General features: G+C 52.9%; 26 protein-coding genes and 1 pseudogene. 11 read left to right on the top strand and 16 right to left on the bottom strand.

Annotation, left to right across the window (positions count from 1 at the left end):
• Nucleotides 1–9: 9 nt before the first annotated feature.
• Together gpsA and cysE are read left to right on the top strand one after the other, a co-directional pair.
• Nucleotides 10–1,029 (top strand): NAD(P)H-dependent glycerol-3-phosphate dehydrogenase, encoded by a 1,020-nt coding sequence (gpsA, locus tag BZG73_RS01960; protein WP_046074716.1) that lies wholly within the window; start codon nucleotides 10–12, stop codon nucleotides 1,027–1,029.
• Between the two features lie 116 nt (nucleotides 1,030–1,145).
• Complete coding sequence (cysE, locus tag BZG73_RS01965) at nucleotides 1,146–1,979, top strand: serine O-acetyltransferase (RefSeq protein ID WP_231637427.1); 834 nt, start codon at nucleotides 1,146–1,148, stop codon at nucleotides 1,977–1,979.
• A 114-nt stretch (nucleotides 1,980–2,093) separates the two neighbouring features.
• Here the strand turns inward: cysE and pfkA are convergent, their stop codons facing one another.
• From pfkA to BZG73_RS01980, 3 genes are all read right to left on the bottom strand, one after another.
• Nucleotides 2,094–3,056, bottom strand: coding sequence for a 6-phosphofructokinase (gene pfkA / locus BZG73_RS01970; protein WP_046074718.1), 963 nt, complete (start codon nucleotides 3,054–3,056; stop codon nucleotides 2,094–2,096).
• Nucleotides 3,057–3,242: 186 nt separating this feature from the next.
• Complete coding sequence (fieF, locus tag BZG73_RS01975; RefSeq protein WP_077667434.1) at nucleotides 3,243–4,133, bottom strand: CDF family cation-efflux transporter FieF; 891 nt, start codon at nucleotides 4,131–4,133, stop codon at nucleotides 3,243–3,245.
• A 77-nt stretch (nucleotides 4,134–4,210) separates the two neighbouring features.
• On the bottom strand, nucleotides 4,211–4,666 hold the full coding sequence (locus tag BZG73_RS01980) for a Spy/CpxP family protein refolding chaperone (RefSeq protein ID WP_077667435.1): 456 nt from the start codon (nucleotides 4,664–4,666) through the stop codon (nucleotides 4,211–4,213).
• 167 nt (nucleotides 4,667–4,833) lie between these two features.
• Here BZG73_RS01980 and BZG73_RS01985 point away from each other — a divergent pair, with 167 nt between their 5' ends.
• The 3 genes from BZG73_RS01985 to BZG73_RS01995 all read left to right on the top strand — a co-directional run bounded on the left by BZG73_RS01985 (nucleotide 4,834) and on the right by BZG73_RS01995 (nucleotide 7,445).
• Entirely contained in the window at nucleotides 4,834–5,529 is a 696-nt protein-coding gene (locus tag BZG73_RS01985) for a response regulator (protein ID WP_046074720.1), read from the top strand.
• Entirely contained in the window at nucleotides 5,517–6,917 is a 1,401-nt protein-coding gene (cpxA, locus tag BZG73_RS01990) for an envelope stress sensor histidine kinase CpxA (protein ID WP_077667436.1), read from the top strand. Before BZG73_RS01985 ends, cpxA begins: the two co-directional genes overlap by 13 nt.
• Nucleotides 6,918–6,980: 63 nt before the next feature.
• A complete protein-coding gene (locus tag BZG73_RS01995; RefSeq protein ID WP_046074722.1) occupies nucleotides 6,981–7,445 on the top strand; it encodes a tRNA (cytidine(34)-2'-O)-methyltransferase in 465 nt (154 codons plus the stop codon).
• 56 nt (nucleotides 7,446–7,501) lie between these two features.
• On the opposite strand, the gene tpiA is transcribed toward BZG73_RS01995, so the two are convergent.
• On the bottom strand, nucleotides 7,502–8,269 hold the full coding sequence (gene tpiA / locus BZG73_RS02000; RefSeq protein WP_046074723.1) for a triose-phosphate isomerase: 768 nt from the start codon (nucleotides 8,267–8,269) through the stop codon (nucleotides 7,502–7,504).
• Between the two features lie 264 nt (nucleotides 8,270–8,533).
• Between tpiA and BZG73_RS02005 the strand changes: the two genes are divergently transcribed.
• On the top strand, nucleotides 8,534–8,896 hold the full coding sequence (locus BZG73_RS02005) for a 5-carboxymethyl-2-hydroxymuconate Delta-isomerase (RefSeq protein WP_077578242.1): 363 nt from the start codon (nucleotides 8,534–8,536) through the stop codon (nucleotides 8,894–8,896).
• A gap of 2 nt (nucleotides 8,897–8,898) precedes the next feature.
• Here BZG73_RS02005 and BZG73_RS02010 read toward each other — a convergent pair whose 3' ends face one another.
• From BZG73_RS02010 to glpX, 4 genes are all read right to left on the bottom strand, one after another.
• Nucleotides 8,899–9,252 carry a DUF3135 domain-containing protein gene (locus BZG73_RS02010; RefSeq protein ID WP_046074725.1) on the bottom strand — a complete coding sequence of 118 codons (354 nt, stop codon included), beginning with the start codon at nucleotides 9,250–9,252 and terminating at the stop codon, nucleotides 8,899–8,901.
• 237 nt (nucleotides 9,253–9,489) lie between these two features.
• The gene (locus tag BZG73_RS02015; protein ID WP_046074726.1) at nucleotides 9,490–10,233 is read right to left on the bottom strand and encodes a ferredoxin--NADP reductase; all 744 of its coding nucleotides are present in this window, start codon (nucleotides 10,231–10,233) and stop codon (nucleotides 9,490–9,492) included.
• A 9-nt stretch (nucleotides 10,234–10,242) separates the two neighbouring features.
• Complete coding sequence (locus BZG73_RS02020; protein WP_046074727.1) at nucleotides 10,243–10,863, bottom strand: helix-turn-helix transcriptional regulator; 621 nt, start codon at nucleotides 10,861–10,863, stop codon at nucleotides 10,243–10,245.
• A 119-nt stretch (nucleotides 10,864–10,982) separates the two neighbouring features.
• The gene (gene glpX / locus BZG73_RS02025) at nucleotides 10,983–11,990 is read right to left on the bottom strand and encodes a class II fructose-bisphosphatase (RefSeq protein WP_046074825.1); all 1,008 of its coding nucleotides are present in this window, start codon (nucleotides 11,988–11,990) and stop codon (nucleotides 10,983–10,985) included.
• 291 nt (nucleotides 11,991–12,281) lie between these two features.
• Between glpX and zapB the strand changes: the two genes are divergently transcribed.
• Nucleotides 12,282–12,524 carry a cell division protein ZapB gene (zapB, locus tag BZG73_RS02030; RefSeq protein WP_046074728.1) on the top strand — a complete coding sequence of 81 codons (243 nt, stop codon included), beginning with the start codon at nucleotides 12,282–12,284 and terminating at the stop codon, nucleotides 12,522–12,524.
• Between the two features lie 40 nt (nucleotides 12,525–12,564).
• Here the strand turns inward: zapB and rraA are convergent, their stop codons facing one another.
• The 7 genes and pseudogenes from rraA to priA all read right to left on the bottom strand — a co-directional run bounded on the left by rraA (nucleotide 12,565) and on the right by priA (nucleotide 20,301).
• On the bottom strand, nucleotides 12,565–13,083 hold the full coding sequence (gene rraA / locus BZG73_RS02035) for a ribonuclease E activity regulator RraA (protein WP_046074729.1): 519 nt from the start codon (nucleotides 13,081–13,083) through the stop codon (nucleotides 12,565–12,567).
• Nucleotides 13,084–13,202: 119 nt separating this feature from the next.
• The gene (locus BZG73_RS02040; RefSeq protein WP_046074730.1) at nucleotides 13,203–14,108 is read right to left on the bottom strand and encodes a 1,4-dihydroxy-2-naphthoate polyprenyltransferase; all 906 of its coding nucleotides are present in this window, start codon (nucleotides 14,106–14,108) and stop codon (nucleotides 13,203–13,205) included.
• 160 nt (nucleotides 14,109–14,268) lie between these two features.
• A complete protein-coding gene (hslU, locus tag BZG73_RS02045; protein WP_077606822.1) occupies nucleotides 14,269–15,600 on the bottom strand; it encodes an HslU--HslV peptidase ATPase subunit in 1,332 nt (443 codons plus the stop codon).
• 2 nt (nucleotides 15,601–15,602) lie between these two features.
• Nucleotides 15,603–16,139 carry an ATP-dependent protease subunit HslV gene (hslV, locus tag BZG73_RS02050; RefSeq protein ID WP_069361883.1) on the bottom strand — a complete coding sequence of 179 codons (537 nt, stop codon included), beginning with the start codon at nucleotides 16,137–16,139 and terminating at the stop codon, nucleotides 15,603–15,605.
• A gap of 150 nt (nucleotides 16,140–16,289) precedes the next feature.
• The gene (locus BZG73_RS02055) at nucleotides 16,290–16,847 is read right to left on the bottom strand and encodes an SPOR domain-containing protein (RefSeq protein WP_046074733.1); all 558 of its coding nucleotides are present in this window, start codon (nucleotides 16,845–16,847) and stop codon (nucleotides 16,290–16,292) included.
• A 72-nt stretch (nucleotides 16,848–16,919) separates the two neighbouring features.
• Nucleotides 16,920–17,930, bottom strand: a pseudogene (cytR, locus tag BZG73_RS02060) (DNA-binding transcriptional regulator CytR); the annotation flags it as partial.
• Nucleotides 17,931–18,099: 169 nt separating this feature from the next.
• The gene (priA, locus tag BZG73_RS02065; protein WP_077667437.1) at nucleotides 18,100–20,301 is read right to left on the bottom strand and encodes a primosomal protein N'; all 2,202 of its coding nucleotides are present in this window, start codon (nucleotides 20,299–20,301) and stop codon (nucleotides 18,100–18,102) included.
• Nucleotides 20,302–20,517: 216 nt separating this feature from the next.
• Between priA and rpmE the strand changes: the two genes are divergently transcribed.
• Both rpmE and BZG73_RS02075 read left to right on the top strand, forming a co-directional pair.
• The gene (gene rpmE / locus BZG73_RS02070) at nucleotides 20,518–20,733 is read left to right on the top strand and encodes a 50S ribosomal protein L31 (protein WP_046074736.1); all 216 of its coding nucleotides are present in this window, start codon (nucleotides 20,518–20,520) and stop codon (nucleotides 20,731–20,733) included.
• Between the two features lie 254 nt (nucleotides 20,734–20,987).
• Complete coding sequence (locus BZG73_RS02075; RefSeq protein ID WP_046074737.1) at nucleotides 20,988–22,241, top strand: malic enzyme-like NAD(P)-binding protein; 1,254 nt, start codon at nucleotides 20,988–20,990, stop codon at nucleotides 22,239–22,241.
• 95 nt (nucleotides 22,242–22,336) lie between these two features.
• Here the strand turns inward: BZG73_RS02075 and metJ are convergent, their stop codons facing one another.
• Nucleotides 22,337–22,654, bottom strand: a complete 318-nt coding sequence (gene metJ, locus BZG73_RS02080) for a met regulon transcriptional regulator MetJ (RefSeq protein ID WP_046074738.1) — start codon at nucleotides 22,652–22,654, stop codon at nucleotides 22,337–22,339.
• A 186-nt stretch (nucleotides 22,655–22,840) separates the two neighbouring features.
• Here metJ and metB point away from each other — a divergent pair, with 186 nt between their 5' ends.
• Together metB and BZG73_RS02090 are read left to right on the top strand one after the other, a co-directional pair.
• The gene (metB, locus tag BZG73_RS02085) at nucleotides 22,841–24,007 is read left to right on the top strand and encodes a cystathionine gamma-synthase (protein ID WP_077667438.1); all 1,167 of its coding nucleotides are present in this window, start codon (nucleotides 22,841–22,843) and stop codon (nucleotides 24,005–24,007) included.
• Nucleotides 24,008–24,068: 61 nt separating this feature from the next.
• Complete coding sequence (locus BZG73_RS02090) at nucleotides 24,069–26,510, top strand: bifunctional aspartate kinase/homoserine dehydrogenase II (RefSeq protein ID WP_077667439.1); 2,442 nt, start codon at nucleotides 24,069–24,071, stop codon at nucleotides 26,508–26,510.
• Nucleotides 26,511–26,745 lie beyond the last annotated feature (235 nt).

Raw genomic sequence — 26,745 nt, forward strand, 5'->3', positions numbered from 1 at the left:
GGTGTGATGATGACAGATCTTGCTCCCACTCAAGATGCGGCCATTACGGTACTGGGCGCCGGCTCTTACGGGACGGCGCTGGCAATCTCGTTGGCCAGAAATGGTGCCAACGTGGTGTTATGGGGGCACGATCCGAGTCATATCGCACAGCTGGAAATTGATCGCGCTAACCAAGCGTTTCTTCCCGATGTGGCGTTTCCAGACTCATTAGTGCTCTGTGCGGATCTATCTGTTGCGGTTAATGCCAGTCGCGATTTGCTTGTGGTCGTCCCCAGCCATGTATTTGGTGATGTGCTGAGCCAAGTGCGCCCTCACTTACGGGCCGACTCTCGTGTGTGTTGGGCGACTAAAGGCTTAGAGCCGGAAACTGGTCGTCTATTGCAAGACGTGGCACGTGAACAATTAAGCGACGATATACCGCTCGCGGTGTTATCGGGGCCTACGTTTGCTAAAGAACTTGCCGCGGGCATGCCTACCGCGATTTCGGTGGCCTCGCCTGACGCAGAGTTCGTGAGTGATTTACAAGAAATCATTCATTGCCAACATAGCTTCCGTGTGTATGGCAATCATGATTTTATCGGCATGCAACTTGGCGGCGCGGTGAAAAATGTGATTGCCATTGGCGCAGGGATTTCCGATGGCATTGGCTTTGGCGCCAACGCACGGACGGCCTTGATCACGCGGGGCTTGGCGGAAATGACCCGGCTAGGTGAAGCGCTGGGTGCGTCCCGTGATACCTTTATGGGGATGGCGGGTTTGGGAGATTTGGTGCTGACGTGCACCGATAACCAGTCGCGTAACCGTCGCTTTGGCCTGGCATTAGGCCAAGGTGAGGATGTGCAAGGTGCCCAAGACAACATTGGCCAAGTGGTCGAGGGGTATCGCAACACCAAAGAAGTATGGGCACTGGCCCAGCGCTCGGGCGTCGAGATGCCTATTGTGGAGCAGATTTATCAAGTGCTCTATCAAGGTAAATTGGCCCATCATGCCGCGCGCGATTTGCTGGCACGAGACAAGAAGTCCGAATAACAGCAAAAATCGAAGAGAGTAACGCGCGGGGTGAGAACCGCGCGTTTTTTTTATACACTGGCGTGAGGCGGTGTTGTCGCCTGAGTGGTAGATCATTTGGGATAAGGATGAAGGCAGTGAATCAGGCCAAAAAACAATGCCAACAAGATCGTGTCTGGCAAGCAGTGAAAAAAGAAGCGCGTGAGCATTCAGAGCGTGAGCCGATGTTGGCGAGTTTTTACCATGCCACCATTATTAAGCACGACAATTTAGCCAGTGCGCTTAGCTATATTCTCGCCAACAAGCTTTCCACCCCCTCGATGCCCTCAATGGCGGTGCGAGAGGTGATAGAAGAAGTGTATGCCAATGATGCTTGCGTGGCGGAATCAGCCGCGTGCGATATTTGTGCCACCGTTGAACGTGATCCTGCCGTTGAGCTGTATTCAACGCCACTTTTGTACCTAAAGGGCTTTCATGCATTACAAGGTTTTCGGGTTGCGAACTGGCTATGGCGTCAAGGACGAAAAGAACTCGCGACCTATCTGCAAAACCAAATCTCGGTGACCAGTCAAGTGGATGTTCATCCCGCTGCCTGTATAGGTCGTGGCATTATGTTTGACCATGCAACGGGTATCGTGATCGGTGAAACGGCCGTTATCGAGGACAATGTGTCTATTCTGCAAGATGTGACTTTGGGCGGGACAGGCAAAGAGGGCGGCGATCGCCATCCGAAGATCCGCACTGGTGTGATGATTGGTGCAGGGGCGAAAATACTGGGTAATATTGATATCGGTGAAGGCGCGAAAATTGGCTCCTGCTCTGTGGTGCTTAACCCTGTTCCACCTCACACCACGGTGGCAGGCGTGCCGGCCAAGATTGTGGGTCGACCCAGCTCGCACATGCCATCGCTGGATATGGATCAAGAATTTAATGGCTCGCACAAGACATTTATCTCGGGAGATGGGATCTAATGCGGCTTGCACAAGCGCGGCTTGCATAAGTGCGGCTTGCACCCAAGCTATCTCAGAATAAAAAACGGAGCCGTGGGCTCCGTTTTTAGCAATAGATGAAAGCTTGGCCGCGAGTTAGAACAGTTTTTCGGCAACTTCGTACAAGTCGTCGCGGAATGGGCGCTTCATGTTTTCAATCGCGTCAACGATGTCATGATGCACCATTTTGTCATTCTGAATACCGACACAACGGCCACCTTCACCTTGTTGCAGAAGGTCAACGGCGTAAGCGCCCATGCGCGAGGCAAGAATGCGGTCAAAGGCACCGGGTTGGCCGCCACGTTGAATATGGCCAAGAATGGTCGCGCGTGTTTCGCGGCCGGTTTCGCTCTCGATGAACTTCGCGAGTTCATTGGCGTCGGTCATCAGCTCCGTGATCGCGATGATCGCGTGCTTCTTACCTTTGTAGATGCCTTCTTTCACTTTGGCGAGTAGCTTGTCTTTATCCAGCCCAATCTCTGGGGTAATAATGTATTCACAGCCACCAGCAATCGACGCCATCAGGGTCAGATCGCCGCAATGACGGCCCATGACTTCAACAATAGAGATACGCTGGTGAGAAGACGAGGTGTCGCGCAGGCGGTCAATGGCGTCAATCACCGTGTTCATCGCCGTCATATAGCCGATGGTGTAGTCCGTCCCCGCAACATCATTATCAATGGTGCCCGGCAGGCCAATACAGGGGTAACCCATTTCGGTCAGTTTCTTTGCCCCCATGAATGAGCCGTCACCACCAATGACGACCAAGGCGTCGATGCCGTGCATTTTCAGGTTCTGAATCGCTTGCTCACGCACTTTTTCGTCGGCAAATTCAGGAAAACGCGCTGAACCTAGGAAGGTGCCGCCGCGGTTAATCACGTCAGAAACGCTTGTGCGATTGAGGCGCTCAATGCGGTTTTGATGCAGGCCGAGAAAACCATCATAAATACCATATACTTCTAAGCCTTCGCTGAGCGCGCTGCGAACCACACCGCGAATCGCTGCGTTCATACCTGGCGCATCACCGCCACTGGTCAAAACACCAATTTTTCTAACCATGGTTACCCTCTAACTGTTCGTCACTTAATTCGTGCCGATTGCGGTAATGGCAACCTGCTTGCCCCAGTGAACCCGCAATGACGATCGCTTAAACTGTAATTTTCCTACTTCTGTAATAGTATTACAATTGCTATAGAAAAAAAGTTGATACATGTCAGCCCGATGAGCTTTTGTTCATGCCGCCCTTCACGCTTTTGCCTCCTTTGGCACCACGGATTTGGGGTCTTGATGGATGATCACATCTGCCCCAGGAAAGGCGACGAGCAATCTATCTTCCACTTCATCGGCAATAGTATGTGCATCCACTAAGGGTAGCTCGTCATCAAGCTCTATGTGTAATTGGATAAACTTTGTCATGCCCGCCTGACGAGTGCGCAGTTGATGAATGCCATGCACCCCTACCACTGAGCTCGAGAGCACCGCTATTTTTTCTTGCTCTTCAAGCGGTAACTGCCTATCGAGCAGTGATTGGATGGCCTCGTAAGCCATTTTAAGTGCTTGCGATAAAATAAACAGGCTGATGGCAATCGCAAACCAGGCATCGGCCTGTGTCCAGCCGTACCAACTCAGTCCAAGGGCAATAATGATCGCGACATTCATTAACAAATCAGATTGATAGTGAAGGGTATCGGCGGCGATGGCGGGACTGGCGGTTTTGCGGATCACCCATTTTTGAAACAACACCAAGCCGAAGGTGATCATGGTAGCGCCAACGCTGACCATAATGCCAAGTTCAGGGGCGGCAATCGGTACGGGCTTGAACAAACGTTCGAGTCCACTGAGCAGCAAGAAGGAGGCGGAGCCAATAATGAAGGTGGATTGCGCCAAGGCGGCCAATGATTCCGCTTTACCATGACCAAAACTGTGTTCACTGTCCGCGGGCTGAACCGCGTAGCGCACCACGAGTAAGTTGGTGAGCGAGGCGAGCAAATCGAGCAATGAGTCAACAAACGAGGCCAGCACACTGACCGAGCCGGTGAGCCACCACGCGATGAGTTTGGCTAATAGGAGGAGGGCCGCCACACAGGTGGCTGCCCACGCCGCGGCTTCGACCCAAAACGCATACTTTTTTGTCATACAGAGGGCAGTCGGTTAATCAACACTGCCCTCAAGTATATATGCCATTGACGGCAAACGTATGACACGGCGCAGGTTTAGCGCCAACAGTCACCTTTTTGACCCGGTTGGTGATGCTGCCCTTTACCTCGGTGACTGTGACCGCGTTGCGCCCGTTTTTCCATCATCGCATCAAAAAAGGCGCTTTGTTGCTCAGCGGTCAGCACTTGTAACATCGCATGCTGATGGCGGGCGTGCTTAACGCGACGCTCAAGATTTGGCTGTGGTTGAGACGCCAAGAGATCGCGCACTGCCGCTTCATCGAACGTCTGTTGGGTGAGTAAAGCATGCATGTTGGCATGGAAATCGTCTCGTGCCAGTTGACGCTGGGCACGATAGTCATCACGAAGCGCTTGAATTTGCGCTTTTTGCTCATCAGTTAAATCCAGATCGCGCCACAGACTGCGGTCCATGCCACCACTAAAGTGCGGGGCAGCCAAGGTGGGAAGGGTCACTGCCGCAAGTGCTAAGCCAATCGTAAAGCGTTTCATCATCTCTCTCCTGAATGGAATGTTTACCCTGTTAGCCTACGTACTTGGATGTAAAGTGACGTTATTGGGTGTAAAGATGGGTAAAGTCACGCATGTGTGTGAGCCGCTATGATAAAAATACACCCTGTTCGGTGTCACAAACACGCCACCTTGGGAGTGAGTGTAAAAGCATGTATCAGGTTTTAATCATCGATGATGACACAGCGTTAACGGACCTTCTCAGCGAACTGCTGTCCTTGGAGGGGTTTTCGGTGCGCTGCGCGGATAACGGCCAAGTGGGTTTGGAGATGGCGAATGCGTCACCGCCCGATATCATTTTGCTAGATGTGATGATGCCAGTGCTCAACGGGATGGAAACCTTGCGTCAGCTACGCGCGACCTCAAACGTGGCGATTTTGATGCTCACTGCGCGAGGTGAGGAAGTGGATCGTGTGATGGGGCTAGAATTAGGCGCGGACGACTATTTGGCTAAACCCTTTAGTGATCGTGAACTGCTTGCCCGAATGCGAGCGATTTTACGCCGGACGCAGGGAGAGGGTGTCGAGCCGACGCAATCGGACGAAGAACCTGTCCTCGCCCATCATGACGTGCGGGTCTACCCACGCCGGCTGGAAACCCTCTGTCAAGACAGACCCGTGGAGCTAACGGGGATGGAAACCGAAATGCTCGCTTGTTTACTTCATCACCCAGGCGAAGTGGTGAGCAAAGCCTTGCTCAGCGAACAAGTGCTCGGTAAACGCTTAATGCCGTTTGATAGGGCAGTCGATGTACACATTTCCAATCTGCGCAAAAAACTGCCTGAGCGCCTTGATGGCAAGCCAAGGATCAAGACCTTGAGAGGTAAGGGTTACTTATGGGTCGATTAGTGACGTGGCGACAACGAGCCGGGGCACGTTGGGCGCGGGTGCCTTTTCTCGGCAGCTTATACGGTCGGGTTTTTATTATTTTCTGGCTTACGTTGCTGGTGGTATTAGCCGCAGTGATGTGGGCGCAGCGTGGTGATCCGCGTAGCCTGCATGCGATCCCGTCCCCAGAAAAGGCGCGCATACAAGCTCAGATTGAGAAATTGATGGCCGTCGCGCAAGGTCGCGATATACCGCTTTCCGTGTTGGTTGCACGGCAAAATCAACATCATGGACACCGTCGCACCCCCTACAAGCTCTACTGGGTGCCTGACAGCGCACCGCTCGACTCGCTTCCTCGCGAGTTACGTCACTTTATGTCACGGACGTCAGACACTGCCGAGCCCTTGCAACGCCTCTATCATCGTTACATGCTGGCGGGGCCATTTCCGATTGTGACTTCACGTGAAGCCGGCCGTTTTTACCACGCCAGACGCTGGCAACCTAGGTTGCCCTTTGTTCTCAAAATATTGGAAAAGCCGGAGCATCTATTGGGTGTGACCATGTTGGTGAGCACGCCTTTATTATTGTGGTTAGCGTATACTTTAACGCGCCCTGCTCGGCGCTTTCAGGCGGCAAGTCAACGGGTGGCGCACGGTGAATTGGTGACAGACTCTGATCTTGAGCGAGGTCCGCGGGAGTTTCGCGACGCAGGGCGGGGGTTTAACCAAATGGTCACCGCGCTTAATCAGATGGTGACCGGACAGCAGCAATTGGTCTCAGATATTTCCCATGAGTTACGTTCGCCACTCACCCGTCTGCAGATGGCGCGTGCCTTGGCGGTACGTGAGCTGGGGGACAGCGAGGCGTTAGCGCGGATTGAGCAAGAGGCGAGCCAACTAGAGTCGCTGATCAGCGAGTTACTGACCTTGTCACGTTTACAATCCCAAGGCCATCTCGAGCGAGAAAGAATCAGTGCCGATGCCTTGTGGCAAACAGTGATAGAGGATGCCCAATTTGAAGCAGGCCAACAAGGTAAGCAGGTCACCAGCAATGGGATCCCAGATGCCATGCTGACCGTTAATGTGCGCCTGGCGCGTAGTGCTTTAGATAACGTATTACGCAATGCCATTCACTATGCCGACCAACAAATTCGCATCACCATGGAACGAGACGAGGGACAGCTCTGCCTCTCCATTGACGATGATGGACCTGGGGTGCCAGACAGCATGTTAAAAGACATTTTTCGCCCGTTTTATCGGGTATCGGCCGCGCGTGATCGCCAAAGTGGCGGCTCAGGACTTGGGCTGGCGATTACCGCACAAGCCATTCAACAGCACGGTGGGCAGGTTAACGCGGCCAATCGCCCACAAGGTGGACTGGCGGTGTGTTTATATTGGCCATGTAGTTAATATTGCGCAATCGACAAGCGGTTGCGACAATACCGCCTTTGCTGGATTTTGCAGGTCACTGCCATGTTTGATATTGCGCTCTATGAGCCTGAAATTGCACCGAATACGGGCAATATTATTCGTCTGTGTGCTAATTGCGGCGCGCACTTACATCTGATTGAGCCCTTAGGCTTTGATCTTGACGAAAAGAAAGTTCGTCGCGCAGGGTTGGATTATCACGATCTGGCGCGTGTGACGCGTCATCAGGACTATGCGGCGTTTGCAAAAGCAATGGCTGGCCGACGGATCTTTGCGTGTACCACCAAAGCAACCCAATTTCATACTCAGGCGCAATTCCAAGCGGGTGATGTGTTGCTATTTGGCCCCGAAACCCGAGGGTTACCCGATGCGCTGATCCAAGCGTTACCCGACGCGCAGCGGTTACGCATTCCGATGCAGCCAGAGGCACGCAGCCTTAACCTTTCTAACGCCGTGGCGATTATTGGGTATGAAGCGTGGCGACAGTTTGGTTTTAATGGCGCGCAATAAAAAACGCCCCCAGCGATGGCTGAGGGCGTGGGTCTTTTGTGTCTTCGGCGCGTAATTTACGCGTTTTTCGCCTCAGCCGCGGCTTTGGCAATCGCCGCAAAGCCAGCGGCGTCAAGTGCTGCACCGCCAACTAGCGCGCCGTCGATATCCGGCATCGCGAATAGCTCAGCCGCGTTGCCTGCTTTCACAGAGCCGCCGTACTGAATCACCACTTTGCTTGCGACATCTTCACTGTAAGATGCAATGTGCTTGCGGATTGCAGCATGGATATCTTGTGCTTGCTGCGCGGTTGCCGCTTTACCCGTACCGATAGCCCAGATAGGCTCGTAAGCGATCACGGCATCGTTCAAGGCTTCAACACCTTGTGATTGGATCACTGCATCCAGTTGGCGAGCACAAACGGCCAGCGTTTCACCCGCTTCATTCTGTGCGTCAGACTCACCAATGCATAATACAGGCGTGAGGCCATTTTCTTTCAAGAAAGCAAATTTCTTTGCCACAAACTCGTCAGACTCTTGATGGTATTCACGACGCTCGGAGTGGCCGATAATGATGTGCGTGGCACCAAAGTCTTTCAGCATGTCTGCAGAGATATCACCAGTGAATGCGCCGCTGTTATTGATGTCTACGTTTTGCGCACCAAGTTTAATGGCGCTGTCAGCCAGCAGCTGCTCGGCTTGTGCCAAATACATCACCGGTGGTGCAACGGCAACGTCGACGCCTTCAACATTTTGTAGTTCGGCGTTCAGGCCGTTAAGCAGTTCAGTGACCATGGCTTTGCTGCCATTGAGTTTCCAGTTACCCATTACCAATGGACGGCGCATAGGAATTCCTCCGCGGTTTAGTTGATTTGAAGTCAAAAGATGTAAAGAAGGTAGTCTATTGTAGCGCGGCCTTCTCTGTTTAAAATCATAGAATGGTGAGAATGCTTTCGTTTTTACCCGTTTTAGGCGTAAAAGGGAACCTTAAGGTAGTAAATTTTCATCATAATGGCGGCGAGAGACGGACGAAAGTGTGAGCCATGCGCTCGTGCAATACGCGACGTTTCGGCACTATGCAGGCTGGCGATGATAATGAAGGGAGGTTTTATGCCCCATCTGGTGATGGAATACACAGACGCACTGGCAGAGCGCGTCAACATAGATCAACTGGTGGATGATCTTCATCGTGCCGCGATTGCGACGGGAAGCTTCGATCCCGAGGCCTTAAAATCACGCGCGGTGCCTTGCGGTGTGTGGCGTGTCGGGGCGCAGGCAGATCGTAGCGAGTTTGTTCATGTTGAATTTCGGTTACTCGCGGGGCGCAGTGCCCAGCAAAAAGAAGCAATCAGTGACGCCCTAACAGCCCCATTGCGCGAGCACGCCGGTCATGTGAGCAGCCTAACGGTAGAAGTGCGTGATATGGACACCAGCAGCTACCGTAAGTGGGTGGGCGACAAGCAAGCGATGTAAACCTAGCTTGGACGCTCGGGCGCATCGGCTGTCGCTTTTCTGGCGGCTTGGCCGACGCGAAAGTCCATAATGTCTGCTTGATGACTGCGCAACTCTTCCGGGGCCGTAAAGGCGGTGGCAAAGCGTGAGTACTGGCGCGTGAGTGCCCGGAACAACATCATGTTAACGTGAAGCGGGTTTTTACCATGGTCAATCATTCGATTGATGTGGCTTAACATCGCGTGGAGTTGAGGCTGGGTGGCATATGAGGCATTAGCGATAACATCTTCACTCATTGTCAGTCTCAGCGCTTCTAATGCATGCGGGTCTGACTCAGCCAGTGCCGCCAATTCGTCAAAAGAGGGTAGGGTCTTCATCGCTTACTCCTTACACGCCGCCGATCATCTGATCGTGTTACCAAAGCGTTAATCTAACTATGAGCCGGGGGCTGGAGGGGATCAAATAAGCGGTGTCTGGCTATATTGACGGCCTGAATGGAGATGCAGACGGAGGCGGGGGCAATCGACTGAATCCGAATTGGTTTTTGTGGTTAATTCTCGTCGATAAAAATGCCCTGCTTTACCGTATGCGTGTCAGCAAAGCAGGGGAGCAGCTTACCAGTAGTGCTCGGTGGTGACGTTGCCTGGCTTACGGCGCAGGTTTTTGCTGAGTCCTTTGCCTTCCAAGAGTGTTTTCACTTCTTTGACCATGGCGGGGTTGCCACACAGCATCACTTGGCTGTGTTCAGGCGTGAGGGGCAGACCAACCACCCGTTCGAGTAGCCCATCTTCCAGTGCGTGGGTCACACGTCCTGAGAGCGCACCCGCGGTCGGCTCACGACTGACAAATGGCTGCACCACTAGTTGGTCAGGGTATTGCTCTTGCAGCGCGTTAATGCGTGCTTGGTAGGTTAAATCGGCCGCGAAGCGTACCGCATGCACCAGTATCACTTTACGAAAACGTGACCACAGATCGCCTTGTTCCATCAGTGAGATGTAAGGGCCGATTGCCGTCCCAGTGGCAAACATCCAAAGGTGTTGGCCTTGTGGCACTTCATCGAGGGTAAAGTAGCCGGCCGGATCTTGCGTGATCATCACGCTGTCGCCTGGCTCGAGTGCATGGAGGCGGGGTGACATTATCCCGTCGGCGACACGCGTGGCATAGACTTCTAAGTATTTACTTTGTGGAGGATTCACGAACGAGTAGGCACGCTGGATCAACTTACCATCGATCTCCATGCCGAGTTTTGTGAATTGGCCTGCCTTAAACGGCTCGACAGGGGCGGATAACACCAGGCTGAAGAGATCCTTTGTCCAATGTTGGTTCTCCACTACCTCAGCCTTGATCCAAGTGGCCATATTACCTCCTCACGTCTTCTCTCCAATACGATATGTGCAGCGGCGCTGTCCAGAGACGATATGCTCTTCGCGTTCGACCCGGTAGGCCTCACCGAGTAGGTGGCGGAATAACTGGATTTCTGAGCGGCATAATGCCGGACAGGACTTCGCTGCATGACAGATAGGGCAGTGATGTTCAATCAGTATATAGTCGGTGCCGTCTTGATGAAGCTCGGCCATATATCCCTCGCTCTCTCTAAGATACGCCAAGGTTCGCAATTTAGCCTCTAAATTATCGCAATCTTTGAGCGCGTCTTGATATTGGGCAAAGGTGGCGGCTTCACGTTGAGCAATGACTTTTGCAACACCTTGCTCGCCAAACACGTCTTGCACGGAATCGATAAGGGTAATCGATAAATCATGGTGGCTGTCGGCAAAGCGGCGGTGACCATGGGCGGTTAGGGACCAATGACGAGAAGGTCTGCCCACTTTGGCGCGGATATCCTCAAAGTCGACCAAGCCATCGCGCTCTAAGCTTTGCAAATGTTGACGTACGCCCATGGTGGTCATGCCAAGCTCATCAGCCAAGGCTTTCGCACTTACGCTGCCTTCGCGTTTGATGGTGTGTAGAATGCGGTCAGTGGACTTCATGATTCGATTTCGATTACCCCAATCGTGTCGTCGCAAATAAATAAAGTAAACTATTTATAAAAGGGTAATCGAAATCGACGGGCTTGACCAGTCAAGGGCCGTATTCACGGCCACTGAGGTTACAGGATGTGCGGTTTGATCGCCGCATCTTTGCGGCTTAAATAATGGGTCGAGCGGATCCGACGAATGGTGCGGCACTGTCCGCGTACCACCAAGGTTTCAGTGGTGGCTAAATCCCCGTGTCGGGTAATGCCATCGAGCAGATCGCCTTTAGTGATCCCGGTCGCCGCAAATACCACATTATCACTGCTGGCCATGTCCGATAGCGTTAACACCTGATGAGCGGCAATCCCCATTTGCGTGCATCGTGTCATTTCTTGTTCACCGAGCAAGCGGTTGTCTGGGGTATCCCCTTTCACGTCGTGGCGTGGTAGCAATCGCCCTTGCATATCGCCGCCCAGCGCCCGGATCACGGCCGCGGACACCACGCCTTCTGGCGCACCGCCAATGCCAACCATCACATCCACTTCACTTTCAGGCATACAGGTCAGAATGGAGGCCGCCACATCCCCATCGGGGAACGCAAAGACGCGGATCCCTTTCGCCTGCATGGTGGCAATGATCTCATCATGGCGTGGCTTGGCCAAGGTGGCCACCACCAAGGTATCGAGTGTTTTATCCAGCGCCACCGCAATGCGCTCAAGGTTATCGATTAAAGGTTTACTGAGGTCAATCGCGCCTTTGGCGCCGGGGCCGACGACCAGTTTTTCCATGTACATATCAGGGGCTTTCAAAAAGCTGCCTTTCTCGCCGGCGGCGAGCACCGCGAGCGCGTTGGCTTGCCCCATAGCCGTCATTCGTGTGCCTTCTATCGGGTCAACGGCAATATCGACCGCATCGCCACCCAACCCGACGTGTTCGCCAATGTAGAGCATCGGGGCATCATCGATTTCACCTTCCCCTATCACGACTTCACCGTCGATATCGGTGAGGTTAAGTAAGGTGCGCATTACTTCAACAGCCGCGCCATCGGCCGCGTTCTTGTCTCCTCGTCCCAGCCATTTGTACCCAGCCAATGCTGCGCCTTCGGTCACACGCGAGAAAGCCAATGCGAGATCACGTTTCATCAGTACTCCGGAAATGTCAGCCACATTAAGACAGGCCTTAGCCCAATTTGCGCGAAAGTCTACCAGAAAGAGAAAACGTTTGCGTTGGGTCAGGTCGGGTGTTTTTGCCGAATATGAAACGGTGATGACAAAAGGCGCTGCATTTTTGCGCACTTGTACGCGGGCAGGTAGCGAGAACAGTGGCAGTCTGGTATCACCTGAGTACAATAAAGCCGGGGTGCACGTTCAGTTGCACGGGTTGCTGCGCATTAGGCAGTAACGGGATCAATCGTCAGAAATAAGGTGGCCTTGATGTCATTGGAAGTATTAGAACAACTCGAAGCTAAAGTACAAATGGCGGTGGATACCATTTCGCTGCTACAAATGGAAATCGAAGAACTCAAAGAAAAGAACGGGTCACTCGAGCAAGATGCCGTCGCGGAAAAAGAGCGCCGTGAGCAGCTTGAGCAGGAAAACGCCAAACTGCGCGACGAGCAGCAAGCATGGCAAGATCGCATCCGGAGCTTGTTAGGTAAGATTGAGAACGTCGAATAAACAAAAACAGAGCCAATTGGCTCTGTTTTGCTATTCGGTGTCAGTCGTCGTCTTCCGCCTCATCGATGTCCGCGTCTGCCATGGTCAGCGCATCAGGTGAAAGGATCACGCCGGTGGTGTCGGCATAGACATGATCATCAGGCAAGAAGGTAACGCCGCCAAAGTTCACTGGCACGTCTGTTTCACCGACACCTTGCTCGTCAGCCCCCACAGGAATTGAAGCCAGTGCTTGAATGCCGATATCGATTTCATCAATGGTATCGACATCACGGACACACCCATAAACAATCATGCCAGCCCAGTCGTTGTCAGCGGCAAGCTGCGCAATCTCGCCGTCAATAAGGGCGCGACGTAACGAACCGCCGCCATCAATCAGCATAATTCGCTGCTCGCCGTCTTGTTCGGCCATCTCACGAATTAACCCATTGTCCTCAAAGCATTTTACTGTGGTAATTTGGCCACCAAACGAGCTGCGGCCCCCATAAGAGCTAAACATTGGCTCCACGACATCCACGTGTTCGGGGTACATGTCGCATAGTTCCGAGGTATTATATTCCATAGTCTAACTTCTTGTTGAGGCAGAAAAAGGCTGGCAAGCTAGTGTTGCCAACATGGCAAGTCCAAGTATAACGAGCCCATAAGGGTTTGCAATGTTAAAGCGGACAATCTGTGGCCTGGTTAGACTAACAGCATACCGGTCATAAACAGGCCATTGGTGATCAGTGCACAACGCACCATGGTTCCCATCATGGGACGCAGGGCGTTGGCATTGGTGGCTTGGTAAACGTCACGCCCATGGCGCACCAGTAAGGGCACACTGGCAAGGAACAACCAACCCAACCAGGCTTGCAAGGTGAGGGCGGCAAATAAGGAATAACACGCAACCGCCCCGGCCAGTAAAATCACATGGTACTGACGTCCGCGCTCCGGGCCTAAACGCACCACTAAGGTATGCTTACCACACGCGCGATCGTTATCAATATCTCGTAGGTTATTGATATTGAGAACGCCGACCGCTAATAAGCCACAAGCCGTCGCGGGTAAAATGACCAAGGAATCAATGTGGCCGACCTGTAAATAATAAGTGCCTGCCACCCCGAGCCAACCAAAGAAGATCAGCACCGATACATCTCCTAAACCGCGATAGCCATACGGCTTGTTGCCCACGGTGTAGGTAATGGCCGCGACAATCGCCATCACACCGAGCAGCAAGAAACTAATAATGTCAGTCGGCTGTTGGCAGGCAATCGCAATCAGTGACCCACCACTGAGTAGGGTTAAACCAATATTAAGCATGAGCGCGCGGCGCATGGTGGTCAGGCTGACGTGGCCGGATTGGATCGCGCGCATGGGACCGATACGCGTCGCGTTATCCGTGCCTTTTATCGCATCACCATAGTCGTTCGCGAGGTTAGACAGGATCTGCAGCAATAGGGCAGTGACGAGCGCCATCAAGCTGATTGACCATGACAGGCTCCCTTGCGAGGCAGCGACAGCACTGCCGGACAAAATCGAGGTAACGGCCAGCGGTAGCGTTTTAGGTCGCGCCGCATCCAGCCATATCGCGAGAGTAGAAGGCCGCATAGCGATCCTCAAGACGAAAAAACGATGTCACCATTATTGCGCAAGCCAGGGGAGGAGTAACCCATTGTCGGCTGAAATCCGACTTGCTGTTGCGCTAGCTCAAATTTTGATGCAAAAAAGGGCAGCGTTTGCTGCCCTAGTGTTGCGGTCTCGAGCTCGTTTAGAGGATAAAGCGACTCAAGTCTTCGTCATCAACCAGCTCTTCGAGGTGGCGGCGGACATAATCCGCATCAACGGTGACACTTTGACCGGCGCGTTCGCTGGCGTCGTATGAGACCTCTTCCATCAAGCGTTCCATCAAGGTATGCAGGCGACGGGCGCCGATGTTTTCGGTTTTCTCGTTCACCCGCCACGCGGCAGAGGCCAGCTCATCAATACCACTTTCCTCAAACGCCAGATCAATCTCTTCGGTTTTTAGCAGTGCGGTATATTGCTGAGTGAGCGACGCATTTGGCTCGGTGAGGATCCGCTTAAAGTCATCGGTGGATAGCGCTTCAAGCTCAACACGGATGGGCAAGCGCCCTTGCAGTTCCGGGATCAGATCAGACGGACGTGATACTTGGAAAGCGCCTGAGGCGATAAACAGAATATGATCGGTTTTGATCATACCGTGTTTGGTGGACACTGTGCTGCCTTCGACCAATGGCAAGAGATCGCGTTGCACCCCTTCGCGAGACACCTCGCCACCACTGGTGTTACCTGACTTACAGATCTTATCGATTTCATCCACAAACACGATGCCGTTGTTCTCCACCATGTGGATGGCTTGCTCTTTAATTTCTTCTTGGTTAACCAGCTTGGCGGCTTCTTCCTCGGTCAGCGCTTTCATGGCGTCTTTGATTTTCATCTTACGCTTTTTGGTGCTGTTGCCACCGAGGTTTTGGAACATGCTTTGAAGCTGGTTGGTCATCTCTTCCATGCCTGGCGGCGACATGATTTCCACCCCCATTTGTGGGGCGGCGACATCGACTTCCACTTCTTTATCATCAAGCTGGCCTTCGCGTAATTTTTTACGGAAGCTTTGCCGTGTTGAAGAGTCCTCTTGGCTGGCCTCATTTTGGCCCCATGCGTCACGTGCTGGTGGCAGCAAGATATCGAGGATACGATCTTCAGCTTGTTCTTCAGCGCGGAATTTTACCTTTTCCATCGCTTGCTGCTGGGTCATGTTCATCGCCACATCCGCCAGATCGCGAATAATGGTTTCCACCTCTTTCCCGACATAACCCACTTCGGTGAACTTGGTGGCTTCCACCTTGATAAAAGGCGCGTTGGCAAGGCGTGCCAACCGGCGAGCGATCTCCGTTTTACCCACACCGGTTGGACCAATCATCAAGATGTTTTTCGGGGTGACTTCCGCACGCAGCTCTTCGGCAAGCTGCATTCGGCGCCAGCGGTTTCGCAGTGCGATCGCCACCGCACGTTTGGCATTGTCTTGACCGATAATGTGACGGTCAAGCTCATGCACGATTTCGCGTGGAGTCATTTCAGACATCACTAATCCTGTTTCTTACTCTCGAGTTCTTCAACGGTGTGCTGCTGGTTAGTAAACACACATATATCACCGGCGATGGTTAGCGCTTTCTCTGCGATCTCGCGGGCATCTAACGCCGTGTTTTCAAGCATAGCAACGGCGGCGGCTTGGGCATAGTTGCCGCCAGAGCCAATGGCGATCAAGTCGCGCTCTGGTTCAACCACATCGCCGTTACCGGTAATGATCAATGAGGCGGTTTCATCGGCGACCGCCAGTAGGGCCTCTAATCGACGTAGCGCGCGATCAGTTCGCCATTCTTTAGCCAGTTCAACGGCCGCTTTGGTTAGGTGCCCTTGGTGTAATTCAAGCTTGCGCTCGAAGCGCTCAAATAAGGTGAAGGCATCAGCAGTGCCGCCAGCAAATCCGGCGAGAACTTGGCCGTTATACAAACGACGTACTTTTCGGGCATTGCCTTTCATCACGGTATTGCCGAGTGACACTTGGCCATCGCCAGCAATAACCACTTTACCTTCGCGACGAACGGAAACGATTGTAGTCACGGGAACCTCTTTCTTTGTGTCTGGTACACCAGGTGGGTGATTAATGTAAGAGGTTGGGCTTTGCCGCTCACTTTTCAAGGGGAGAAGGAAGGATTTCAATCAAGGCTGGGCAAGGAATAGACTTGGCCCAGCCGATAAAACGCGGCGCTGTTATTCCCAGTACCAAATAGCACAAGGCTCAACCCCGGCGCGGCGGAGCATATTACGGTCACGCTCTGCTTGACGCTTGCGAGGGTAAGGACCCAACACCACCCGGTACCAGGTGCCTTTTTCCCCTTGGCTTATCTTGATTTGGCTTTCTAGCCCTTGAAAAGCGATGATCGCTTTACGTTCATTTGCCTGCTCTTGACTGCGGTACGCACCGCATTGCATCAGGTAAGGACGCGTGGATTGCGGCAATGCTTTGGCCTTCACTTCTACCTCTTTACTCTCCAGCTCTTCGATGTAACTCCATTTTTCTTCAGGCTTTTTAGGCAGATGTGCCTTCTTGCTCTGCGTGGAAGGCTGAGGCTGTGCGTCTGTTGCCGGTTTAGGCGCGGGTGCGTCGGTATTGCTCAATAGGTACAGGCCATAACCAAACGCGCCAACCAAACAGACAGCAAGCAACGCCCATTTTAATGGGAAACGAGCACGCGCTTTGGGTGGTTGGCGGCGGGTATTTTTTTTACGTGGTGCTTTACCACGTTTTACGTAGTCACGAGTTGCCACAGCAAATATTCAATTTCAAAAAGCCAGTAAAGCGCTCATGTTACTGGCTTCGACTCGTGCTGACCAGTCTTACTACCGAGACGGTGGGGCAACGCTCTCACGGATCACTAACTTGGCATCTAAAAGTCGTGATCCTGCATTCACTTCACGCCCTTGCAAGGTGTTGAGCAGCATTAACATCGCCTGACGACCAATATCGTAGCGAGGTTGAGAGACAGTGGTCAGGGGAGGATCGCAATATTCGGCGAATTGGATGTCATCAAACCCTACAATCGAAATATCTTGCGGCACGCGCATGCCTAAGCGTTTTGCCTGCTGCATCGCGCCCACGGCCATCACATCGCAATGACAGAATACGGCGGTCGGTGGCTCGGGCAATGAGAGTAGGTTGGTCATCGCCCGCGCGCCAGAGGCAAAACTGAAATCTCCCACCACGCTGTAGGCTGGGTTGACTGTAATCCCCGCGCGCTGCAGGGCCTGCTGATAGCCTTGTGAGCGGAATTGCGTCAGTGCGGTTTCCGGCACCCCAGTAATATTGGCAATACGGGTGTGGCCGACTTGGGTGAGGTAATTGACCGCCTCAAAAGCGGCAGTCAGGTTGTCGATATGCACCGTCGGCAATTCAAGATCCGGGGCATACTCACACGCCATCACAAGCGGAGGGAGATTTTTCTGCTCGGGCTTACTGACATCAAAGGGAACATCGGAGCCCAGTAGGAGCATGCCATCTGCCTGTTTGGTGAAAACCAAGTTGACGAATGAGTTTTCGCGGTGGTGTTGTTGGGCACTATCTCCGAGCAAAACCAGGTAACCGTGCTCCATCGCCGCTTCTTCGATCCCGCGGATGATCTCACTAAAGTAAGGATCGCAGATGTCTGGGACAATCGCGACGATGGTTTTGGACTCGTTGCGGCGTAGGTTACGTGCAAGTGAGTTAGGGGAATAGCCAGCTTCTACGACCGCTTGCTCAACCTTTTTACGGGTTGTGGCCGAGACCTTTTCAGGGTTCATCAGCGCGCGAGAGACGGTTGCTGTGGATACACCGGCAATGTGGGCAACGTCCTTCATTGTCGCCATAATGACAGTCCTCTTGTTATCTGTATTGTGAGATCAGACAGTTATTAGCTCGTCTGACCTGTTCTCTTAGCCAATTGCGGCCTTATTCTACCTAGCCTTGTCCGATTTAAACACGGACAAGCTAACACTTATTGCAATGAAAGTGTGATTGCTGTCGCTTTACTGCAAGGGAATGTTAAGAAAGGTCTTGCGGCTCGACATCTAATGACCACCTCACTTTACGCGACAGAGGGAGCTGTTGGATGGCCGGGAGCGCCACTTGGAGCCATTGCTGCATGATTTTTCGGCTGGGCGCTTGAATGAGGAGTTGCCACCGATAGCGACCCGCGCGTTTCGCCATGGCGGCGGGCATAGGCCCCATAATATGGCATTCATCCTGTTGAATCGGTGAGGTAGTCAGCGTTTGACGCACCTGTTGTAAAAACTGCTGGACACTGTTTTCTTCATGCCCGTCGGCGCGAAAGAGACTAAGAAACGTGTAAGGCGGCAGCCACGCCTGACGCCGTTCATTTAACGCAGATTCGGCAAAGGCTTGATAACCTTTATGCACTAAAGATTGGATCAGGGTGTGCTCTGGATGGTGGGTTTGTAATAACACGGTACCCGGCTTACTGGCGCGGCCCGCTCGCCCGGCGACTTGCACCATCAATTGGGCCAAACGCTCAGGGGCACGAAAGTCATTACTGAATAGAGCCCCGTCAACATCGACTAAGGCGACCAGGGTGACGTTAGGAAAGTGATGGCCTTTGGCGAGCATTTGTGTGCCCAATAGAATTTGATACTCACCCTTTTCAATGTCGGCCAAGTAACCTTCAAGGCTCCCTTTTCGCCGGGTATTATCGCGATCAATGCGAACGGTATTGTATTCGGGAAACAAGGTGCCAAGCTGGGATTCGAGTTGCTCGGTACCGACACCGACGCTAATAAGCTGGGTAGAACCACAGTCGCCACATTGGGGAGGCACACGTTTTTGGTGGCCACAGTGATGACAACGCAACTCTTGGTGTTGTTGATGAAGGGTATAGTAGGCATCACAGCGTTGGCAGTTCGCTAGCCAGCCGCATTCGTGACACATCATCGCGGGCGCATAACCGCGGCGATTTAAAAACAGCATCACCTGGTTACCTTGTTGCAGGTGCTGACGCATTTCAGCAATCAGCGGCGCCGACAAGCCAGCTTCGAGGTGATGGCCTTTGATATCGAGTATCCCTTGCCGGGCGGTGACCGCGTTACCAGGGCGTTGCGTGAGCTTAAGGTACTGGTATTTGCCGGTTTTTGCGTTGTGTAAGCTCTCCAGTGATGGCGTTGCCGAGCCCAAGATCACCGGCACTTGTTCTTCATGCCCCCGCATGACAGCCAGATCGCGGGCGTGATAGCGAAAGCTATCTTGCTGCTTATAGGAAGGGTCGTGTTCCTCATCGATAATGATGATGCCAAGCTTTGCCATGGGGGTAAAAAGCGCTGAGCGTGTGCCAATCACTATCGCGGCTTGATTCTCCCGTGCGGCCAGCCAGGCGTTGAGACGGTCGGTATCGCTGAGCCCTGAATGCATCACGGTCACAGGAACAGCAAAGCGGCGCTCAAAACGGCGAATGGTTTGTGGTGTCAGGCCAATTTCTGGCACCAAGATGAGCGCTTGCTGGCCACGTGCGAGCACCGGCTCAAGCACATTGAGATACACCTCGGTTTTGCCTGAGCCAGTGATCCCCTCTAATAGCGCGCAGGCAAAACCATCGCCAGCATTGAGGGTGGCAACCGCCATCGCTTGCTCGTGGTTTAACGTCGGCTTTTCTTCGGTCACCGCAAAGTTTTTTACCCAAGCATTGGCCTGAGAAGGGGGCGAGTAGGGCGCGATCCAGCCTTTTTCTGCCACTGTTTTTAGCACCGGCGTGCCGATGTCTTGTTCCATCAAGTCGGCTTGAGTGGCTGGACCGTGCGTGAGAAGCTGCAACACTCGGGCTTGTTTGGGGGCGCGGCTCAGACCTGATAGAGGTTGGTTTTGTCCTGACTCGGTGATTTGCCACCATTTTTGTTGCTGCAATGTCGCAGGGCGTCCTTTGCGCAGCGAGGTTGGCATCACCGCCCCCATCGCATCCCCTAGCGGATGATGGTAAAAACGGCTCGCCCATTGCAGGAGATTGTATACCGCGGGGGTCCAAACCGGCTGCGTGTCGAGTACGGTATCAATCGCTTTGAGTTGGCTGGCTTCCACACTGGCCGTTGGCGACAAGCCGGTAACGATGCCAACTTTATGCTGGCGTCCAAACGGCACCTTGACGCGCCCTCCGATGATCGGATGCTGATCGTCAGCAATACGGTAATCAAAGGTTTTCGGCAAAGGGACAGGCAAAGCCACCTGAGCAAACTGTTCCATCACAACATCTTATTGGCCAGAAGGAATGTCAGTGTAACGGTTAGCCACACGTTGGCAAAGCCTTGTTGCACCGTAAGAGACACGCGGATTGCACAAAAAAGTTGCGAAAAAGAGGGCGCTTGATTAGAATTGCGCGCCTTAGAAAATGTTTGTTAACGACGTGTGGTGCCCGGCTTAGGATCGGGAGAGCGACACGGCCTTTAAGATGAGGTTATCCCTATGAAAGCTGGTATCCATCCAGAGTACAAAGCCGTCACAGCAAAATGCTCTTGCGGTAACGAATTCGCGTTCAGCACAACCCTAGGCAAAGACATTTACCTAGACGTGTGTGACAAGTGTCACCCATTCTACACTGGTAAGCAGCGTATCCTTGATACCGGTGGCCGTGTTGACCGCTTTAAGAAGCGTTTCGGTGCCCTTAGCAGCAAAAAATAAGCCGCTATTGACCGAATACAGAGAAGGGACGCATCAGCGTCCCTTTTTTGATCGTATCGTCCCTGTCATCGGACAACAGGTCCGAGCATCATCGCGAATGCGCTGTTAGTACTGGTGGACGTTTGCTCCCTGCGTTACCATCTTTTTTATTATACAAACCTTCCCTGTGTGGTTTGTAGAGTGTCTGACTAATATCGGTGACGCTTCCCTGTCGATATTAGTTTCCCCTTCACGATAATAATTAGGAACACTAGATGTCGGACGATAAACGCCAGCAAGCGCTGGATTATCATGCATACCCTACTCCCGGAAAAATTTCTGTTGAATTGAGCAAACCTGCTGACTCGGCCGCGGATCTCGCGTTGGCGTATAGTCCTGGCGTTGCTGAGCCTGTGCGTGAGATAGCGCAAGATGCGGATGCGGTTTACCGCTATACGGGTAAAGGCAACATGGTGGCGGTGGTCTCAAACGGCACCGCGATTTTGGGGCTAGGAAATTTAGGCCCCATGGCTTCTAAGCCTGTCATGGAAGGTAAAGCTTTATTGTTCAAGCGTTTTGCTGGCTTGGACTCGATCGACATTGAAGTCAAACACCGTACTATCGATGAATTCGTGGATACCGTGGCGAACATCGCGGATACCTTTGGCGGTATCAATCTCGAAGATATCAAAGCCCCAGACTGTTTTGAGATTGAAAAACAATTGATTGCACGTTGCGAAGTGCCTGTATTTCATGATGATCAACACGGCACGGCCATCGTCACCGCTGCCGGCATGCTTAACGCGCTTGAGCTGCAAGGCAAAGATATCCGCGAGGCGACGGTGGTGTGCATGGGCGCAGGCGCAGCGGCTGTTGCCTGTATGGAGCTATTAATAAAATGTGGCGCTCAGCGGGAAAAAATCTATATGTTGGATCGTAAAGGCGTGATTCATACGCGTCGTGACGACATCAACAAATACAAGCAGCTGTTTGCCAATAACACGGATAAGCGTACCCTCGAAGATGTGATTGAGGGCGCGGATATGTTCGTTGGCGTCTCCGGTCCAGACTTGCTCTCACCCGACGCCTTGAAGCTGATGGCAGATAAACCCGTGGTATTTGCCTGCTCGAACCCAGATCCTGAAATTCATCCGGATGTGGCGCATCAAGTGCGCGATGATCTGATCATGGGAACCGGGCGTTCGGATTACCCGAATCAGGTCAATAACGTGCTCTGCTTCCCGTTTATTTTCCGTGGCGCATTGGATGTACGTGCCAGTGAAATTAACGATGCGATGAAGTTGGCAGCGGTAGAGGCCATTCGCAGCCTAGCCAAAGAGCCTGTCCCACAAACGGTATTAGACGCCGCCGGTTTGTCTTCGCTAAGCTTTGGCCCAGATTACATTATTCCCAAGCCAATGGACGCGCGTTTATTACCTAAGGTCGCCCGCGCGGTAGCGCTGGCCGCCGTGGAAACCGGCGTGGCTCGTATCGAGATGCCAGAAAACTATATGCTCGACAAGGCGTAATGCTTGAGCGTTAGGAAAAGCGCGGTGGAATAGAGCCTGAGAAGGCTGTGCTGAGCACCTATCATTACAGAAAACCCGCCAATCGGCGGGTTTTTTTAGTATTCGCTATCGTCGAACTCGATACCAAGCTCTTCCATGATCCGACGTGCTTCAGCGGGAATGCTGTCGGGTTTATCCTTACGGATATCGTCATCGGTTGGTAGTGGTTGGCCGGTGTAGGCATGAAGAAATGCCTCACACAACAACTCACTGTTGGTCGCATGACGGAGGTTTTGCACCTGACGACGAGTACGCTCGTCGGTAAGAATTTTTAGTACTTTTAATGGGATAGAGACGGTGATCTTCTTTACCTGCTCTTTCTTTTTACCATGTTCGGCATACGGATTAATGTAGTCGCCGTTCCACTGCGCCATGTCTCACCTATCTTGATTATGGAATACCCAGAATGATGCTGCGGAGATTTTAGCTATATTAACCGCCACATGCAAAGGAGTATAGACGTCTAGAAGTGTTGACGTCCCAAAAAGCACAGGGTAAGGTGGCAGTATGAAACCTGGATCACGCCCACCATGCGCAAACCAGACTAGCAAGGATAGATCATGACTGAGAAAAAAACCGACACTATCGCCGTTCGGACCGGGATTGGGACTGACACCCAGCACCATGCGGTGGTGCCTCCCCTGTACTTATCGACCAATTACCGTTTCCCGGCACTGGGTGATGTGCCTACTTACGACTACGCGCGAGGCGGCAACCCAACGCGTGCGCAGCTCGAACAAGCGCTGACTGACTTAGAAGGGGGCGCAGGTGCGGTGGTGACCAACTGCGGGATGTCGGCGATAAACTTGGTGCTATCTCTGTTGGAGGCTGGCGAGCATATTGTCGCCCCACATGATTGTTATGGCGGCACCTATCGCTTGCTCGAATCGCGTGCCAAACAAGGGATCTGGCAGGTAAGTTTTGTCGATCAATCGGACCATGATGCGTTGGACCAGGCATTGGCTAAACAGCCCAAGCTCGTGCTGGTGGAAACCCCATCCAATCCACTCTTACGCGTGGTCGATATCGCAGAAATATGCCAAAAAGCCCATCAAGTGGGGGCTTGGGTGATGGTCGACAACACGTTTTTATCGCCAGCTTTGCAAACGCCTTTTGCGCTGGGCGCGGATATGGTGGTGCATTCGACCACCAAATTTATTAATGGCCATTCTGATATTGTCGGTGGCGCGGTGATCGCCGCGACCAGTGAACTTGCCGAGACATTGGCTTGGTGGGGAAATTGCTTAGGGGCGACGGGCAATGCATTTGACAGTTATATGACACTGCGAGGGTTGCGCACATTGGGTGCACGCGTTAAACAACACCAACATAACACTGAAGCGGTACTCAGTTACCTGCAAACGGTGTCGGCAGTGCGGAAAATCTACTACCCCGGATTGGCCTCTCACCCTGGCCACCAAATTGCTGCGCGCCAGCAAGCGGGGTTTGGTAGCATGCTGAGCTTAGAATTGGATACAGACCAAGCCGGTGTGGCGCGATTTATTGATGGCCTCACGTTATTTGCCCTCGCCGAGTCTCTCGGGGGGGTAGAAAGCTTGGTGACGCATCCTGGTTCGATGACACACAGAGCCATGAGTGACGCCGCGCAAGCGGAGGCGGGCATCGCACCGACCTTGTTGCGTTTTTCCATTGGATTAGAGGATGCGCAAGATTTGGTTGCCGATTTGGCGAACGCCTTTGCCCGTTTAGAGGGTGACACCCCATAGAGGCTGCGCTTCAGTGCGCGCCGCTTTACCGAGATCGATAGACATTAAGAGAGACCTTGCCATGCATGCGCAACCGACGGAAACGTCCCCCGAGTCACCACGCCAATTGCACAAGTTTGGTGGCAGTAGCCTTGCGAGCCCTGATTGCTATCGCCGTGTGGTCGATGTATTGACCGCGCATGCGAGCCAGCAAGACTTAATCGTGGTGTCCGCGGCTGGAAAAACCACTAACCAGCTGATCATGTGGTTAGCACAGTTAGACAAGGATGGACGAGTGGCGCATGAGACCTTGCAAGCGGTGCGCGCCTTTCAGCAAGACTTGATTGAGAACTTGATTGATGGTGAACCCAAGCAGCAGCTGGTGGATGCGCTTTATGCCGATATCGCAACCATTGCGTCGTTGGGCGATCAGGGCGTGAACGAGAGCGACAAAGCGTACGTGCAAGGTTTTGGAGAGGTCTGGTCGGCGCGCCTGTTGGCCCAGTTATTGAAACAGCATCGACGTGCCGCGGTGATGTTAGATTCACGCCAATGTTTGCGCGCCGAGCGCGCCGCTCAGCCGGAAGTAGATCGCGGGGCGTCTTGGCCTTTATTGCAAAATCAGCTTTCTCAGCATGGCGATACGCATGTGGTGATCACCGGCTTTATGGCACAAAATCAAGCGGGAGAAACAGTGCTGTTAGGGCGCAATGGCTCCGATTACTCGGCCACTGTCTTGGGGGCGCTTGCAGGCGTGAGCCGTGTGACCATTTGGAGTGATGTCGCCGGGGTCTATAGTGCGGACCCACGCCATGTTGATAATGCCTGTTTGCTGCCTTTAATTCGTCTCGACGAAGCGGGCGAGCTGGCGCGACTCGCCGCTCCCGTGCTGCATAGCCGAACCTTACAGCCGGTGGCGCAAAGTGCGACCGACCTGACGTTGCGCTGCACCCAAGCGCCGGATAGCGGATCAACACGTATTGAGCGCGTGTTAGCCACCGGGCGCGGGGCAAAAATCATTACGGCGTTGGATGAGGTGAGCTTGCTCCAGTTTGATGTTGCGCGAGGACAAGATTTTCAAGCGATAAAACAAGAGCTCAGCCGGATTTTGTCACAGCTAAAAGTACAGCCATTAGCAACGGATTACCAAGACGACCAGTACCGTATTTTGTTAGCGTTTACCACGGAAGTCGTGGCATTGGTAATGGCGCAAATTCAAGACGCCGGCCTCCCAGCTGAACTCAAACTGCGTGAAGGCTTTACCATGGTGGCGGCGGTTGGGGCAGGCGTGGTGAACAACCCCGTACACTGCCATGGCTTCTATCAGCAACTCAAATCACAGCCGGTGGAATTTATCAGTGAGTCGGCCTCTGGGCTGAGCCTGGTTGCTATCCTACGCCACGTCCACACTCAGGCACTGGTTGCCAGTTTGCATGATGCCTTGTTTCAAGCTCAGCGCCGTATCGGCTTGGTGTTGGTGGGCAAAGGCAATATTGGTACCCGTTGGCTAAGCCTTTTTGCCGAGCAAAAAGCACACTTGGAAAAGCGTCATGGTAAGGAAGTCTCACTGATTTCAGTGGTGGACAGCCGCAACCAATGGCTTGATTTTGCCGGTATTGATGCCACGCATGTGTTGGATGGGTTTGACGAGCGTTGCGAGCCTTATTTTGATGATGAGTGGCTCACTCGTCTACTGAATCACCCGTATGACGATGTGATTGTGTTGGATGTCACCGCCAGTGAGTCATTAGCGTACTTGTATCCGCGACTTGCCGAGCATGGCTTTCACTTAATCTCCGCCAACAAAGAGGCGGGCGCCGCACCCGCCGAGCAGTACCACGCGATTCAGCAGGCGTTTAGCAAAACCGGGCGCCATTGGCTCTACAATGCGACCGTGGGCGCCGGGTTACCGATTAACTACGCGGTGCAAGATCTGCGTGAAAGTGGTGACACGATTGTTGCACTGTCTGGGATCTTTTCTGGCACTTTGTCATGGCTGTTTTTGCAATTCAGTGGTGAGGTCCCCTTTAGCGTCCTGCTTGAGCAGGCTTGGCAGCAAGGCCTAACCGAGCCTGACCCACGGGATGATCTTTCTGGGGCTGACGTGGTGCGTAAATTGGTGATTTTGGCACGTGAAGCGGGCATGTCCCTCGAACCTGAGCAGGTAAAGGTTGAGTCCTTGGTGCCTAAGTCACTGGCTGATCTGTCTTTGGATGCCTTTCTTGATAATGCACACCAAATGGATGAACCGCTACAAGAGCGATTAGACAAAGCGCATAAAAATCGGTCAGTGCTACGTTATGTGGCGCGCTTGGAAGTTAACGGTCACGCCCATGTGAGCCTAGAAACCCTACCCAGCGAGCATCCACTTGCGCATCTATTACCGTGTGACAATGTGTTTGCGATTGAAAGCCAATGGTATCGCGAGAATCCTTTGGTCATTCGTGGACCAGGGGCGGGACGCGATGTCACCGCAGGCGCCATTCAATCCGATCTAAATCGCTTGATAAGTCGCCTTCACTAACCCGCTAATGGATAACCGTGATCAAGCTGTCTGCGCGCTGCGTAGGCAGCTTTTTTTTGTGCCGTTACCCGCGTTGTGAGGTGTGCATTGATGGCTGTGTCGTCTATCTTCATAACACCATGAGTTTTTTTCATGGCTTGCATCGTTGACATTTTAGCCGAATCACGACAATCTTTAGACATATGGACGTCTAAACGTATAAATCAAAAGCAGAGCAGAAACAGGCAGACTGAAC

Origin of the sequence: Salinivibrio siamensis (genome assembly GCF_001996005.1) — a bacterium.
GTDB classification, from domain to species: Bacteria; Pseudomonadota; Gammaproteobacteria; order Enterobacterales; family Vibrionaceae; genus Salinivibrio; species Salinivibrio siamensis.

What these genes read in the sequence shown, in the direction of transcription:
- glpX (WP_046074825.1), bottom strand. Translation starts at nt 11,990, where the DNA reads ATGAAACGTGATCTCGCATTGGCTTTCTCGCGTGTGACCGAAGGCGCA.
- BZG73_RS02040 (WP_046074730.1), bottom strand. Translation starts at nt 14,108, where the DNA reads ATGCGGCCTTCTACTCTCGCGATATGGCTGGATGCGGCGCGACCTAAA.
- rpmE (WP_046074736.1), top strand. Translation starts at nt 20,518, where the DNA reads ATGAAAGCTGGTATCCATCCAGAGTACAAAGCCGTCACAGCAAAATGC.
- rraA (WP_046074729.1), bottom strand. Translation starts at nt 13,083, where the DNA reads ATGGAATATAATACCTCGGAACTATGCGACATGTACCCCGAACACGTG.
- metJ (WP_046074738.1), bottom strand. Translation starts at nt 22,654, where the DNA reads ATGGCGCAGTGGAACGGCGACTACATTAATCCGTATGCCGAACATGGT.
- cpxA (WP_077667436.1), top strand. Translation starts at nt 5,517, where the DNA reads ATGGGTCGATTAGTGACGTGGCGACAACGAGCCGGGGCACGTTGGGCG.
- BZG73_RS02010 (WP_046074725.1), bottom strand. Translation starts at nt 9,252, where the DNA reads ATGAAGACCCTACCCTCTTTTGACGAATTGGCGGCACTGGCTGAGTCA.
- BZG73_RS02075 (WP_046074737.1), top strand. Translation starts at nt 20,988, where the DNA reads ATGTCGGACGATAAACGCCAGCAAGCGCTGGATTATCATGCATACCCT.
- BZG73_RS01980 (WP_077667435.1), bottom strand. Translation starts at nt 4,666, where the DNA reads ATGATGAAACGCTTTACGATTGGCTTAGCACTTGCGGCAGTGACCCTT.
- BZG73_RS02015 (WP_046074726.1), bottom strand. Translation starts at nt 10,233, where the DNA reads ATGGCCACTTGGATCAAGGCTGAGGTAGTGGAGAACCAACATTGGACA.
- zapB (WP_046074728.1), top strand. Translation starts at nt 12,282, where the DNA reads ATGTCATTGGAAGTATTAGAACAACTCGAAGCTAAAGTACAAATGGCG.
- BZG73_RS01985 (WP_046074720.1), top strand. Translation starts at nt 4,834, where the DNA reads ATGTATCAGGTTTTAATCATCGATGATGACACAGCGTTAACGGACCTT.
- BZG73_RS02005 (WP_077578242.1), top strand. Translation starts at nt 8,534, where the DNA reads ATGCCCCATCTGGTGATGGAATACACAGACGCACTGGCAGAGCGCGTC.
- gpsA (WP_046074716.1), top strand. Translation starts at nt 10, where the DNA reads ATGACAGATCTTGCTCCCACTCAAGATGCGGCCATTACGGTACTGGGC.
- tpiA (WP_046074723.1), bottom strand. Translation starts at nt 8,269, where the DNA reads ATGCGCCGTCCATTGGTAATGGGTAACTGGAAACTCAATGGCAGCAAA.
- BZG73_RS02020 (WP_046074727.1), bottom strand. Translation starts at nt 10,863, where the DNA reads ATGAAGTCCACTGACCGCATTCTACACACCATCAAACGCGAAGGCAGC.
- BZG73_RS02090 (WP_077667439.1), top strand. Translation starts at nt 24,069, where the DNA reads ATGCATGCGCAACCGACGGAAACGTCCCCCGAGTCACCACGCCAATTG.
- hslU (WP_077606822.1), bottom strand. Translation starts at nt 15,600, where the DNA reads ATGTCTGAAATGACTCCACGCGAAATCGTGCATGAGCTTGACCGTCAC.
- fieF (WP_077667434.1), bottom strand. Translation starts at nt 4,133, where the DNA reads ATGACAAAAAAGTATGCGTTTTGGGTCGAAGCCGCGGCGTGGGCAGCC.
- metB (WP_077667438.1), top strand. Translation starts at nt 22,841, where the DNA reads ATGACTGAGAAAAAAACCGACACTATCGCCGTTCGGACCGGGATTGGG.
- BZG73_RS01995 (WP_046074722.1), top strand. Translation starts at nt 6,981, where the DNA reads ATGTTTGATATTGCGCTCTATGAGCCTGAAATTGCACCGAATACGGGC.
- pfkA (WP_046074718.1), bottom strand. Translation starts at nt 3,056, where the DNA reads ATGGTTAGAAAAATTGGTGTTTTGACCAGTGGCGGTGATGCGCCAGGT.